A 13,269-nucleotide genomic window follows, 5' to 3' on the forward strand; every position below is an offset into this window, starting at 1 on the left:
GCGCGTTGCACTGCAGATTGCACCTAACAGTGTTGCACCATGAAAACCGCCGAAATTCGAAAGAAGTTTCTAGAGTATTTCCAATCTAACGGACACACGGTTGTCGCGTCGTCGTCGCTTGTGCCGGGTAACGATCCCACTTTACTATTTACCAACTCGGGCATGGTGCAATTTAAGGATGTCTTTACGGGTAAAGACATGCGGCCTTATACCCGAGCAACTTCGTCGCAACGAAGCGTCCGAGCGGGCGGTAAACACAACGATCTGGAAAATGTAGGCTATACCGCCAGGCACCACACATTCTTCGAAATGCTGGGTAACTTTAGTTTCGGTGACTATTTCAAGCATGACGCTATTAGGTTCGCGTGGACTTTACTGACTGAGGTTTACGGCCTACCCAAGGATAAGCTCTGGGTAACGGTTTATCAGGAAGACGATGAGGCCTTTGGTATCTGGCGTGATGTGATGGGTGTGCCAGTCGAGAGAATCATTCGGATTGGTGATAACAAAGGTGCCCGCTATGCATCAGACAATTTCTGGCAAATGGCTGATACGGGTCCTTGCGGTCCGTGCACTGAGATTTTTTATGACCATGGTGAGGGTATTTGGGGTGGGCCACCTGGCTCGCCAGAAGAAGATGGTGATCGGTATATTGAGATCTGGAACCTCGTTTTCATGCAGTTTGAGCGCGATGTCGCTGGCAATCTGACGCCACTGCCGAAGCCGTGTGTTGATACGGGGATGGGCTTAGAGCGCATTGCGGCCGTGTTACAGCATGTGCATTCAAACTACGAAATTGATTTGTTTCAGGGGCTCATTGCAGGTGCCGCTCGTGAAACAAACTGTACCGACTTGCAAAATAACTCATTAAAAGTCATTGCGGATCACATACGAGCTTGCAGCTTTTTAATCGTCGACGGTGTCATACCAAGTAATGAAGGGCGAGGGTATGTCCTGCGACGCATTATTCGTCGCGCTCTGCGTCACGGCTATCAGCTCGGTCAGACCAAGCCCTTTTTCTATTTGCTTGTTAAGGATCTCGTTAATGAGATGGGCGCGGCGTATCCAGAGCTTGCAAAGGCCCAGTCCAGGGTGGAGCAAGTGTTACGCCAGGAGGAAGAGCGTTTTGTTGAAACCCTCGAGCATGGGATGAAATTGCTGGAAACGGCGTTAAGTGAAATTGCACTCACCGACCCAGCCCCCTCGGCTGGTACTGCTCCGATTCTTTCCGGGACCACGTTGTTTACGCTTTACGACACCTACGGATTCCCCGTAGATTTGACAGCCGATATTTGTCGCGAGCGTCATGTTGAAGTGGATATCGATGGCTACGAACGAGCCATGACCCGTCAACGTGAGCAAGCAAAGGCGTCTGGTAAGTTCAAAATGGCAGAGGGCTTGACTTACAGCGGCACACAAACTCAATTCGAAGGCTATGAGCACTTGGAGTGCGTTGCAACGGTGCTCGCGCTTTATGTCGAGGGCAGTCAAGTAGATCAAGTCACGTCCGGCCAACAGGCAATTGTCGTGCTGGATAAAACTCCGTTTTATGCAGAATCAGGCGGTCAAGCCGGTGACGCTGGTGTTCTGCAATCGACTTCAGCATTATTCGTGGTCTTGGATACGCAAAAAATCCAGCCAGCTGTGTTTGGGCATCATGGCCAAGTAAGCCAGGGTAGTTTGAAAGTGGGTGACAAGGTGACTGCGGAGGTGGATGCGCTCAAGCGAAGCAAGACAATCAGGAATCACTCGGCCACTCACTTAATGCATAAAGCATTGAGAGAAGTGCTCGGACCTCACGTACAACAACGAGGCTCACTGGTTGACGCAGATAAAACAAGATTCGATTTTGCTCACGATGCACCTGTCTCTGCCGCAGATATCGAGAAAGTTGAGCAGATTGTCAATGCCGAGATTCTGACCAATCAAGCCACCGTCGCAGAAGTGATGGCCTACGACGACGCCGTAAAAGGTGGTGCAATGGCCTTATTTGGTGAGAAGTACGGTGATACAGTGCGTGTGTTGGATATCGGCTTTTCTCGTGAGTTGTGCGGTGGCACTCATGTGAAGCGAACAGGTGATATTGGTTTATTCAAGATAACTGCAGAGTCTGGCGTTGCTGCTGGTGTACGTCGAATAGAGGCTATCACAGGCGACAACGCTCTGACTTGGGTTCAGCGACTGAATGCAACAGTTGTCAAGGCCGCGTTGGCCTTGAAGACACAGCCAGCCGACTTGTCAGACCGGATTATCCTGGTGCAAGATCAAATTAAAAGTCTTGAGCGGGAACTCGATCAAGCACGATCCAAGCTTGCCTCAAACGCGGGTAATGCGCTGTCAGATCAAGCGATTAACATCGGCGGTGTGTTGGTGCTAGCCCAAGAAGTACAAGGCGTTGATCCCAAAGAATTGCGAGGGATGGTTGATCAACTGAAAGCCAAGTTGGGCTCAGCAGTCGTTTTGTTAGCAGCGCGGTCTGCCGAGGGAAAAATCAGTGTCGTGGCAGGTGTGACCAGCGATTTGACCAGTAAGTTCAAGGCAGGTGACTTGGTGGCTGATGTATCGGTTCAGTTGGGTGGCAAAGGTGGTGGTCGCCCTGACATGGCCATGGGTGGCGGCACCAACCTTGAAGCCCTGCCTCAGGCAATAACAGGTGTTAAGGCTTGGGTTGAGAGTCGGATTTAATAGTGAATAAAACTCAATGACACAGACTGAGCAAACGTCCCCGGAGTTTCAGCACCTTGTGGATGCAAAGGGGCTAGCATGCCCATTACCAATACTGAAAGCTAAAAAAGCGTTAGCATTGATGACGAGCGGGGAAGTCCTTCAGGTGATGACCACTGATAAGGGTGCGGTCAGAGATTTTCAGGCCTTTGCAAAGCAGACAGGCAACGATTTGATCTTCCAAGTCGATCAAATAAGCCATTATGAGCACTATTTGAAGCGACGTTAGTTGTGCGTGCGATGTATTTTCTTGAAGAATCGCTAAAAAGTGCTATACTCGCAGGCTTTGTTGCATCTTTTAGTCGCACGTCTTTTGTTGTGTAAATTTTGGCTTCGGTGATTAAAGCGCTGTTGCTGGATCGTGGCAAAAAAGTCACTAAACGATACATTCACTCATAAATTTTATAGAGGGATTACCTATGGTGGTGATTCGTATGGCCCGCGGCGGGTCGAAAAAACGTCCTTTTTATAACCTCGTTGCAACCGATTCGCGTAATCGTCGCGATGGTCGTTTCATTGAGCGTGTTGGTTTTTATAACCCCGTTGCCAATGCAAACGAAGAGCGTCTGCGTATCGCGCTTGATCGCGTTGGTTACTGGACGACTAACGGTGCGCAATTATCGCCCGCCGTTGCTCGGTTGGTAAAAGACTACTCGGCTAAAGTCGCAACAGCGGCTTAATTGAATCAGGCAAGGGCTATGCCTGAGCAGGGCGCATCAACTGCGCCAAGCGATCTGGTCGAGCTGGGTCGTATTGTTTCTGGTTATGGCGTGCGCGGTTGGGTAAAAATCCAGCCTCATTCTTCGCAATCTGACGTTTTACGCAAAGCCAATAGTTGGTGGTTGCGCAGACCTGTTGCCCCTGCAAAACGTTCTGCTACGACTGGCTCGAATGATCTGCTGCCAGCCGTTCAATACAAAGTCGTAACATCTCGAACGCAAGGGGCTACAGTCGTTGCCCAGCTAGGTTCCGTCGATGATCGCGACCAGGCAGAGTCCTTGGTCGGTTGTACTGTCCATGTTTCAAAGGCACTGTTCCCGCCTGCAACGGGTGACGAATACTATTGGGTTGACCTTGAGTCATGTTTTGTCTACGAGACTGGCACGCAAGCGCTGATAGGCGTTGTGTCTGAAGTGCTTGATAATGGTGCGCACGCAATTCTTCGCGTCCAGAGATTAATTGCGCTCGACCCTCAAGAGCCACTTCTAGACGAAAAAGGTAAAGTGTCAGAGATTCTGGTGCCCTTTGTTGAAGCCTACGTGCAGCACGTGGATATTCAGGCAAAGAAAATTGATACTGACTGGCCACTGGATTTTTGAAATTCTAGATTAATCAAGAGATGCCTTGCCATGCGCATTGATGTCATCACTTTGTTTCCTGATGTGTTTGCCGGTGTCCGCGATTATGGTGTGACTGGCCGAGCCCATGCACAGGGTATTTGGTCTTTGCATTCTCACAACCCAAGAACCTATTGCCAAGATGTCCATCGAACGGTCGATGATCGCCCTTATGGTGGCGGACCAGGTATGGTGATGATGGCAGAGCCACTCATCAGAACCTTAAATGCAATTAACCAAGAGCGAGCCCAATCGCCAGTTATTTTGCTATCACCCACGGGCAAACAGTTTGGTCAGACTGCAGCAGCGCGCCTGGCTGCATCAAAGGGCGTCATTTTCGTCTGTGGACGCTATGAAGGCGTTGATCAGCGCTTTATTGATCAGTACGTTGATGAACAATGGTCTCTCGGGGATTTCGTCATGTCAGGTGGCGAGATTGCAGCGATGGCCATGATTGATGCGGCCGTGCGCCTCATGCCTGGTGTTCTGAATGACGGTAATTCTTCGTTGCAGGACTCGTTTCAACCATCAATCTCAGGTTTGCTGGATAGCCCTCATTACACACGACCCGAGACGCTCGGTGACAGTAAAGTACCTGAGGTATTAACCTCGGGCAATCACGCAAAAATAGCCCGATGGCGCAGAGAGCAGTCCTTGGCCCTTACAGCTAAAATCAGACCCGATCTGATTACAGCCGCACGAGCCAGAGGAGACCTATCCCCACAGGATGAGGTGTTCCTCGAGTCCCTGACCCACTAGACGCTGATTTGGCAGATCATCACTCAGCCAAGTTTTAGATATTGAGATCTGACCTTCTCAAGTGTTTCTGAGAACTGACTGATACGCAGTCGCTCTTGATCGACCACTGCTACCGGTGCCCTAGCGACAAAGCCTTCATTACTTAACTTTGCTTGAGCTTTTGCGATTTCAGTCTCTAATCGATTGATTTCTTTTTCTAGTCTAATTTTCTCTGCTACCAGGTCAATTTCGACTTTCAACATCAACCGCGTGTCACCGACAACCTGGACAGGGGAGCCGTCATCCGGCAAAACGTCGACCACAGCAACGCTTGAGAGCTTGGCGAGTGCAGCAAGATAAGGTGCGTGTTGAGAGAGCTGTTCGCTTGCCCCTTGAGCAAACAGAGGCACCCGTGCGGCAGGCGATAGATTCATTTCACCGCGTAGTGCTCGGATCGCTTCGATTTCGGCTTTGAGCCTATCCATCTGAGCAATTGCCGCCATGTCAATTTTATCTAAGTTGGCCTGTGGAAAAGCCTGTATTGAAATGCTCGTGACTTCCTCAGCAGTTCTTTTTCCCGCCACCAGCGAAACCTTCTGCCATAACTCTTCGGTGATGAAGGGCATGATGGGGTGCATCAAGCGAAGCACCGCCTCCAATACACGAATGAGCGTTCGACGAGTCGCCTGCTGTTGCACTGGTGATCCCTGTTGAATTTGTACTTTGGACAGTTCAAGATACCAATCACAATATTCGTCCCAGACAAAGTGATACAGCGCATTGGCGATATTATCGAAGCGATAGTCAGTAAACCCTTTTGCGACATCGTACTCAAGCTGCTGAAGCGCACTGATAATCCAGCGATCAGCAAAGCTTGCTGCTGCGTTGTCTGCCTCGCCAAGGTCTGTGCCTTCTGTGTTCATCAGTACATATTTGGTGGCGTTCCAGAGTTTGTTGCAAAAATTGCGATAGCCCTCGCAACGTTTGAGGTCGAAGTTGATGTTTCGCCCAAGTGTGGCGTAAGCAGACATGGTGAATCTGAGTGCATCGGCGCCAAACGCTGCAATCCCCTCGGGAAATTGCTTGCGTGTGGATTTCTCAATACTGCTGGCCTGTTTTGGGTTCATCAGGCCATGCGTGCGTTTAGACACCAATGTTTCAAGATCAACCCCGTCTATCAGGTCCACTGGATCCAGGGTGTTACCCTTGGATTTACTCATCTTTTGACCCTCAGCATCCCGGATCAAACCATGAACGTAGACATGCTTGAAGGGCACCTGACCGGTCAAGTGCGTGGTCATCATGACCATGCGCGCAACCCAGAAAAAGATGATGTCGAAGCCCGTGACCAGCACACTTGAGGGTAAGTAGCGCGTCAGGTCTTTGGTCTGTTCGGGCCAGCCCATTGTCGTAAAGGGAACCAAGGCGGACGAAAACCACGTATCCAGCACGTCTGGATCACGCGTGAGCTTGCCTTGAACACCAGCGCCTCTTGCTTGCTCGAGCGCCTGAGCCTCGGATCGGGCCACAAACACCTGTCCATCCTCGCTGTACCAGGCAGGGATTTGATGACCCCACCAGAGTTGTCGGGATATGCACCAATCCTGGATATTTTCTAGCCACTGGTTGTAGGTGGTTGTCCAGTTTTGTGGATAAAACTGGACCTCGCCCCGTGCGACAACATCGAGAGCCACTTCAGTGATGCTTTTACCCGGATTCAACGTGCCATCCGGGGCTGGCTTGCTCATCGCAACAAACCACTGATCGGTAAGCATTGGTTCAAGCACTTCTTGTGTCCGATCGCCTCGCGGTTGCATCATCTTGTGGGCAACAACTTTGACGAGATAACCTGTGGCTTCAAGTTCGGCGACGACCGCTTCACGAGCTTTGAAGCGATCAAGCCCCTGAAATTGCACTGGGCCGTTTTCGTTGATCTTTGCATCCAGCGTGAAAATGACGATCAACGGCAAGTTATGCCTTTGCGCGCAGGCATAATCGTTAAAGTCATGGGCGCCAGTTATTTTGACGCAGCCGGTACCAAAAGCCTGGTCAACAAAATCATCCGCGATGATGGGGATCTGTCTATCGCATAAGGGCAAATCAACCATCTTGCCAATCAAGTGCTTATAGCGCAAGTCGTCCGGATGGACGCAGAGCGCGCCATCCGCCAGCATGGTCTCTGGCCGAGTGGTCGCAATTGTCAAGCCGCGCAAGGTTTCTGTCGTGCCGTCCTCGAGTGTTATTTCTTGTGGCCCATCGACAAAAGGGTAAAGAATGTGCCAGAGGTGCCCGTCGGTTTCCACGGATAGGACTTCAAGGTCCGAAACGGCTGTCAATAACTTCGGATCCCAATTGACGAGACGCTTACCTCGATAGATCAGGCCCTGCTCAAACAAGCGTACAAAGGTCTCTACGACTCCCGTGGACATCTTGTCGTCCATGGTGAAATATTCGCGCGGCCAGTCAGCCGAAGCACCAAGCCGTCTCACCTGACTCGTAATCGTATTGCCCGATTGTTGTTTCCACTCCCATACTTTCTCGACAAACGCTGGGCGTCCCAGGTCATGTCGGGAGAGCTTTTGAGCATCAAGCTGCCGTTCTACGACGATCTGCGTGGCGATGCCCGCATGATCGGTACCAGGCACAAATACTGTATCGTCGCCCAGCATACGGTGATAGCGGATCAAGCCATCCATGATTGTTTGATTAAAGGCGTGGCCCATATGTAACGTCCCCGTAACATTTGGGGGAGGGAACTGAATTGCGTAGGTGCTGGCCCCGTTTGTGCCGGGCTTGACGTGCTGACCTGCAGCAAAATAGCCGCGTCGCTCCCACTCTGCGTACCAGCGTGATTCAAGTTCAGCTGGCTCAAAACTCTTTGAAAGTTCACTGGCCAGGGTATCGTTCTTTTGATTCATTAAGGATTTCCGAGAAAACTGATTACTGCTTGAGCGAAACCATTATTTTAGTGGTTAGGCGCGCGAACGGGCATGCTAGAATACAAGGCTATCGTAGTTATCCGCAAAGCCCCTGTTTTTATTGAGATTTATTGGAGTTTTTATGTCTGCAGAACGCACTTTATCGATCATCAAACCCGACGCCGTTGCTAAGAACGTAATCGGTCAAATCGTTGCCCGTTTCGAGTCCGCCGGTTTGAAAGTAATCGCTGCTCGCATGATGCAACTGTCGCGCGCTGACGCTGAGCGTTTTTACGCTGTGCACAGTGCTCGCCCATTCTTTAAAGATCTGGTTGACTTCATGATTTCTGGGCCTGTGTTTGTTCAGGTACTCGAAGGTGAAGGCGCGATTCTGAAAAATCGTGATTTGATGGGGGCAACGGATCCCAAGAAAGCTGAAAAAGGTACGATTCGTGCAGATTTCGCAGACAGCATCGATGCTAATGCTGTTCACGGCTCGGATGCTCCCGAGACAGCTGCTGTTGAAATCGGCTTTTTCTTCCCCGGTATTAACGTTCACAGTCGCTAAACATCGCTACTGACCGTGACACAGTCAAGATGCGCGCTGATCCCATTAACTTGCTCGGGTTGGATGGCTCGTCGCTGACCAGCCTTGTTGCGCAATGGGGTGGCAAACCTTTCAGAGCCAAGCAAGTTCAAAGGTGGATACACCAGCGCGGGGTCGGTCAGTTTGATGCTATGACTGATCTGGCACGCGATTTCCGGGCTCAGCTAAGTCAAGATTGTGTGATTCAGGCACCGGATGTCATCAGCGATAAGGTTTCTGCTGATGGCACCAGGAAATGGTTGTTTGATGTCGGTCACGGTAATGCGATTGAGTCTGTTTTTATTCCCGAAGACGACCGTGGCACGCTCTGCATATCAAGCCAAGCAGGGTGCGCGGTCAACTGTCGCTTTTGCTCGACAGGGCATCAAGGATTCAACAGAAACTTGAGCACGGCAGAAATCGTTGGACAACTCTGGTGGGCGGGCGTCAAGCTTCGCGAAGCAGGTCAAGGAGTTCGCTTAACAACAGTTGATCAAATGCCTGCGCCTCTGGATATTCAGCAAGACAAGCGGCTCATTAGTAATGTCGTGATGATGGGCATGGGAGAGCCTTTACTTAATTACGATGCCTTGGTTCCTGCGCTAAAACTCATGCTCGACGATAATGCCTATGGTCTCTCGCGTCGCCGTGTGACTGTCTCGACCTCGGGCGTTGTGCCCATGATGGACAGATTGTCTCAAGATTGCCCGGTCGCACTAGCTGTTTCATTGCACGCTCCAAATGATGAGCTTCGGGACAAGCTTGTCCCTCTTAATAAAAAATACCCGCTGGCCGAACTTCTTGCTGCGTGTGAGCGCTACCTTGAGTTCGCTCCGAGGGACTTCATTACTTTCGAGTATGTGATGTTGGATGGCGTGAATGACACTGATGAACATGCTAGGCAGCTCGTCGAGATAGGTCGGCGATTGCACTGCAAATTCAATTTGATCCCGTTTAATCCTTTTCCTGAATCAGGATTACTGAGGTCAAAGGATTCAAGGATCCGACTGTTTTCGCAAAGATTGTTAGATGCGGGCCTTGTCACAACTATTCGTAAGACTCGTGGTGATGATATCGATGCGGCTTGCGGTCAGTTGGCCGGACAAGTAAAAGATCGCACTCGCTTACATGAAAAACAAGCAGCTAAGCTGTCTATTCCCATTAAGGAGATTCGGACGTGACTGAGGCAGACCTCGATCAACCCCAGCAATCTGTGCCCACGATGGACTCAATAACCGAGCCACCGGTGCTCGTTCAAGCCTCGTTGTCGATTGGACAGGCGTTAGCCGAGAAACGACTATCCCAGAAATTAACCATCGAAGATGTCTCTGCACGAATAAAGTATTCAGTGCGGTTTATTCAAGCGCTTGAGTCGGATCACTGGGATGATCTGCCCTCTGGCCTGGCATTACGAGGCTTAATTAAAAGCTATACCCGCCTGCTCGGGGCGGATGCACAGCCAGCAGAGGACGCGCTCAAGGATCGTATCGGCGTGATCCGAGGTGGCATCGCGAATCACACGTCAACACGTTCGCTGGCTACCCATGAAACTGATCGCACCCAGCAATCGTCAGTTGGCTGGTTGGCGTTAATCGGCATTGTGGTTGTGGCCGCTGTAGCGATTGCCATCTCGCAGGGGATTATTCCTAAAGCCTTATTGCCGCACTGGCTGGGAGCCCTAGTGAAATGACCCAAGAGATTGGCGTTGCACTTAGACATCAAACTAGGTCGGTTCGCTTGGCCTGGGGAGGTCGCTCAGTGACGATAGGCGGTACCGCACCGGTTCTTGTGCAATCCATGACAAACACGGATACTGCTGATCCGGTTGCAACCGCGATTCAGGTCAAAGAACTTGCGCTCGCTGGTTCTGAAATCGTCAGGATCACTGTTAACACCCCTGAGGCCGCAAAAGAGGTATCGACGATCCGCGAGCATCTGGATCGAATGGGTATCTATGTCCCGCTAGTGGGTGATTTTCACTACAACGGTCATAAGTTATTGACGCAATTTCCTGATTGTGCTGAAGCATTATCGAAATACAGAATCAATCCTGGGAACATGGGCGGTGGTAAAAAGCGGGATGATAATTTCGCACAGATGATTGAGGTTGCGTGCCGTCATAACAAACCGGTTCGTATCGGCGTGAATTGGGGTAGCCTCGACCAAGAACTGTTGGCCAAGATGATGGATGCAAACAGTCAATCAAGCTCACCCCGCGATGGGAGGGCAGTGATGCGAGATGCTCTGGTTGTCTCTGCCATCAGCAATGCTCAACGGGCTGAAGAGCTGGGATTACCCGCCGATTCGATTATTCTTTCGTGCAAGGTCAGCCACGTGCAGGACTTAATTGCGGTTTACCGAGACCTGGCTGCTCGTTGTGATTATCCCTTGCATCTTGGTTTAACCGAGGCGGGTATGGGCAGCAAGGGTATTGTTGCATCCACGGCCGCGTTGTCGGTGTTGCTGCAGATGGGCATTGGTGACACGATACGAATTTCACTCACCCCCGAACCAGGTGGTGATCGGACGAAAGAAGTTATTGTTGCTCAAGAGATCCTTCAGACAATGGGTTTGAGGGCGTTTACACCTATGGTTGTAGCTTGCCCGGGTTGTGGTCGCACTAGCAGTACGGTGTTTCAAGAACTGGCTGATCGAATCCAGACTTATTTGAGAAATCAAATGCCAAACTGGAAATCCCGGTACCCGGGTGTCGAGTCTATGAATGTTGCTGTGATGGGTTGTGTTGTGAATGGCCCGGGCGAGAGCCGGCATGCTGATATTGGAATTAGCCTGCCTGGGACGGGTGAGGTGCCCTCCGCGCCGGTATTTGTGGATGGTGAGCGGACAGTGACGCTCAAAGGCGATCATATCGCCGAAGAGTTTCAGGAAATCGTGGAACGATATGTTGCCCGACGCTACGGAATGATCGAAACATCAACTTGAGTCGCCTCTGCGCCGATCAGCAAGGAATCAAATCTGCTGCGCGCAGCCCTTCAGGTTGCCTGCGGCGGATCACTAAATGGAAAAAATGACACAAGCGTTCAACAAAGTCAGTGCCATTCGAGGCATGAATGATGCATTGCCCAGTGCTGCGGATAGAATCAACGAGCTTGAGGGAATCGTTCGAGAATGGCTGCGTATATACGGTTATCGCAATATGCGAACACCGATACTCGAACACACTCGCTTGTTCACACGAGGTATCGGTGAAGTGACCGATATCGTTGAAAAAGAAATGTACACGTTTACCGATGCCCTGAATAATGAGTCGTTGACCATGCGTCCAGAATTCACTGCTGGGATGGTGCGAGCCGCGATTGAGCACAATCTTCTCTACGACCGCCCGCATCGAGTCTACGCCATGGGCCCAGTCTTTCGACATGAAAGGCCTCAGCGTGGCAGGTACCGACAGTTCCATCAAATCGACGTCGAAGCGCTGGGAATAGCTGGCCCTGATGTTGACGCTGAGCTGATTGTGATGACCAGCCGCTTATGGAAAATGCTTGGCATCAATGACTTGAAGCTTGAGGTCAACTCGCTCGGTCAAGGTGACGAGCGAGCTGCTCACCGGCAGGCTCTCATCGCTCATCTCGAGAAGTTCAAAGGCATTTTGGACGAGGATGGTTTGCGTCGCATGTATACCAATCCCTTGCGCGTTCTTGACACCAAAAACCCAGCGCTTCAAGAGATGGCTGAGGCGGCGCCCAAGTTATCTGATTATTTGGGCACCGAATCACGCACGCACCTCGACGGCGTTCTGCAACGAATATCTGACGCGGGCGTTGCGTACCAGATCAATCCGCGAATGGTACGAGGGCTCGATTATTACAACTTGACCGTTTTCGAGTGGATAACCGATAAATTGGGTGCTCAGGCAACAGTATGCGGCGGTGGTCGCTATGACGGACTGATTGAGTTGCTTGGTGGTAAACCTGCTCCTGCAGTCGGCTTTGCCATTGGTGTCGAACGATTGATTGATTTATGGGGCCAGTTTCAACCGCAGATTGAGCAAGCCGAATGTTCTGTTTATATTATTCATCAGGGCGAAGATGCTCAGAGACGAGCCGCCGTACTGGCTGAAAATATCCGGGATGCAGGTATTTCAGTGGTGGTGCATCCTGGATCAAGCAGTTTTAAGTCTCAATTTAAGCGTGCCGACTCAAGCGCTGCATCAATTGCGGTTATCCTTGCAGGCGACGAATTAGCAGCAGGGGTCGCATCGGTCAAAATGCTTAGATCGAATCCTCAGCAAGGTGAGACATCTCAGCATAGTGTTCCACTGGATGATCTCATTTCATTTTTGAAAGATAAGGTTTAATACGAGTATGGCTCTCGATCTCGAAGAACAGGAACAAATTGATCAGCTGCGTGCGTGGTGGTCTAAGTATGGCAACACGCTGATGGCGATTCTTATCCTTGCCCTATCGCTGATGGCTGCGTGGCGCGGATGGCAGTGGTACCAAGTTCATCAGGCTGGCCAAGCCCGTGGTTATTTTGAGGCGCTCCAAGAGGCAGCCGCCCAACAAACGGGTGACGAATCGGTTGCGCGAATTACTGCTGCGGTGAAAACGCTACGCGACGACTACGCCAAAACAGAGTACGCAACGCGCGGTGCCTTGATTGCCGCTACAGCACTTGAAGCACGCAAGGACTCGACGGGAGCCCAAGCTCAACTTGAATGGGTTATCCGTTCCGGGGATCGTGCTTTGGTTCCTGTGGCAAAGTTGCGATTGGCTGGTGTACTGTTAAATAAGAAAGATTTTGACGCAGCACTCGCTTTACTCAATGATGCTCCTGAGTCTTTCGCTGGTATTTACGCAGATAGGCGAGGTGATATTTTGCTTGCACTGGGACAGACTGCCCCGGCTAAAACTGCTTGGCAAAACGCTATCGAGTTGCTTGGCCCAGCCAACCCGCTGACCTCTTTAGTCAAATTAAAACTAGATGCTCTCGGAGTCTGATGACT

At 50.9% G+C, this 13,269-nt stretch carries 12 protein-coding genes; 11 read left to right on the forward strand and 1 reads right to left on the reverse strand.

From position 1 onward, the window contains the following. The first annotated feature begins 39 nt into the window (after positions 1–39). From alaS to trmD, 5 genes are all read left to right on the forward strand, one after another. Entirely contained in the window at positions 40–2,685 is a 2,646-nt protein-coding gene (gene alaS / locus BCM14_RS13495) for an alanine--tRNA ligase (protein ID WP_106228576.1), read from the forward strand. Positions 2,686–2,701: 16 nt separating this feature from the next. Further along, positions 2,702–2,953, forward strand: a complete 252-nt coding sequence (locus tag BCM14_RS13500) for a sulfurtransferase TusA family protein (protein ID WP_106228577.1) — start codon at positions 2,702–2,704, stop codon at positions 2,951–2,953. A gap of 190 nt (positions 2,954–3,143) precedes the next feature. Beyond that, a complete protein-coding gene (rpsP, locus tag BCM14_RS13505) occupies positions 3,144–3,404 on the forward strand; it encodes a 30S ribosomal protein S16 (RefSeq protein WP_106228578.1) in 261 nt (86 codons plus the stop codon). A gap of 18 nt (positions 3,405–3,422) precedes the next feature. Further along, positions 3,423–4,043, forward strand: a complete 621-nt coding sequence (gene rimM, locus BCM14_RS13510; RefSeq protein ID WP_106228579.1) for a ribosome maturation factor RimM — start codon at positions 3,423–3,425, stop codon at positions 4,041–4,043. Between the two features lie 30 nt (positions 4,044–4,073). Continuing rightward, complete coding sequence (gene trmD / locus BCM14_RS13515; RefSeq protein ID WP_106228580.1) at positions 4,074–4,820, forward strand: tRNA (guanosine(37)-N1)-methyltransferase TrmD; 747 nt, start codon at positions 4,074–4,076, stop codon at positions 4,818–4,820. A 23-nt stretch (positions 4,821–4,843) separates the two neighbouring features. Here the strand turns inward: trmD and BCM14_RS13520 are convergent, their stop codons facing one another. After that, positions 4,844–7,717: a valine--tRNA ligase gene (locus BCM14_RS13520; RefSeq protein ID WP_106228581.1), complete on the reverse strand. Its 2,874-nt coding sequence runs from the start codon at positions 7,715–7,717 to the stop codon at positions 4,844–4,846. Positions 7,718–7,859: 142 nt separating this feature from the next. On the opposite strand from BCM14_RS13520, the gene ndk reads away from it, so the two are divergent. The 6 genes from ndk to BCM14_RS13550 all read left to right on the forward strand — a co-directional run bounded on the left by ndk (position 7,860) and on the right by BCM14_RS13550 (position 13,264). Beyond that, positions 7,860–8,285: a nucleoside-diphosphate kinase gene (gene ndk, locus BCM14_RS13525; protein WP_106228582.1), complete on the forward strand. Its 426-nt coding sequence runs from the start codon at positions 7,860–7,862 to the stop codon at positions 8,283–8,285. Positions 8,286–8,314: 29 nt separating this feature from the next. Then, entirely contained in the window at positions 8,315–9,484 is a 1,170-nt protein-coding gene (gene rlmN, locus BCM14_RS13530) for a dual-specificity RNA methyltransferase RlmN (RefSeq protein ID WP_106228583.1), read from the forward strand. Then, the gene (locus BCM14_RS13535) at positions 9,481–9,993 is read left to right on the forward strand and encodes a helix-turn-helix domain-containing protein (protein ID WP_106228584.1); all 513 of its coding nucleotides are present in this window, start codon (positions 9,481–9,483) and stop codon (positions 9,991–9,993) included. The genes rlmN and BCM14_RS13535 overlap by 4 nt, the downstream gene beginning before the upstream one ends. Beyond that, positions 9,990–11,246 (forward strand): flavodoxin-dependent (E)-4-hydroxy-3-methylbut-2-enyl-diphosphate synthase, encoded by a 1,257-nt coding sequence (gene ispG / locus BCM14_RS13540; RefSeq protein ID WP_106228585.1) that lies wholly within the window; start codon positions 9,990–9,992, stop codon positions 11,244–11,246. The genes BCM14_RS13535 and ispG overlap by 4 nt, the downstream gene beginning before the upstream one ends. A gap of 85 nt (positions 11,247–11,331) precedes the next feature. Continuing rightward, positions 11,332–12,621 (forward strand): histidine--tRNA ligase, encoded by a 1,290-nt coding sequence (hisS, locus tag BCM14_RS13545; RefSeq protein WP_106228670.1) that lies wholly within the window; start codon positions 11,332–11,334, stop codon positions 12,619–12,621. A gap of 7 nt (positions 12,622–12,628) precedes the next feature. Continuing rightward, on the forward strand, positions 12,629–13,264 hold the full coding sequence (locus BCM14_RS13550; protein ID WP_106228586.1) for a YfgM family protein: 636 nt from the start codon (positions 12,629–12,631) through the stop codon (positions 13,262–13,264). Positions 13,265–13,269: the final 5 nt, after the last annotated feature.

Origin of the sequence: Jezberella montanilacus (assembly GCF_003003055.1) — a bacterium.
Taxonomy (GTDB): domain Bacteria; phylum Pseudomonadota; class Gammaproteobacteria; order Burkholderiales; family Burkholderiaceae_B; genus Zwartia; species Zwartia montanilacus.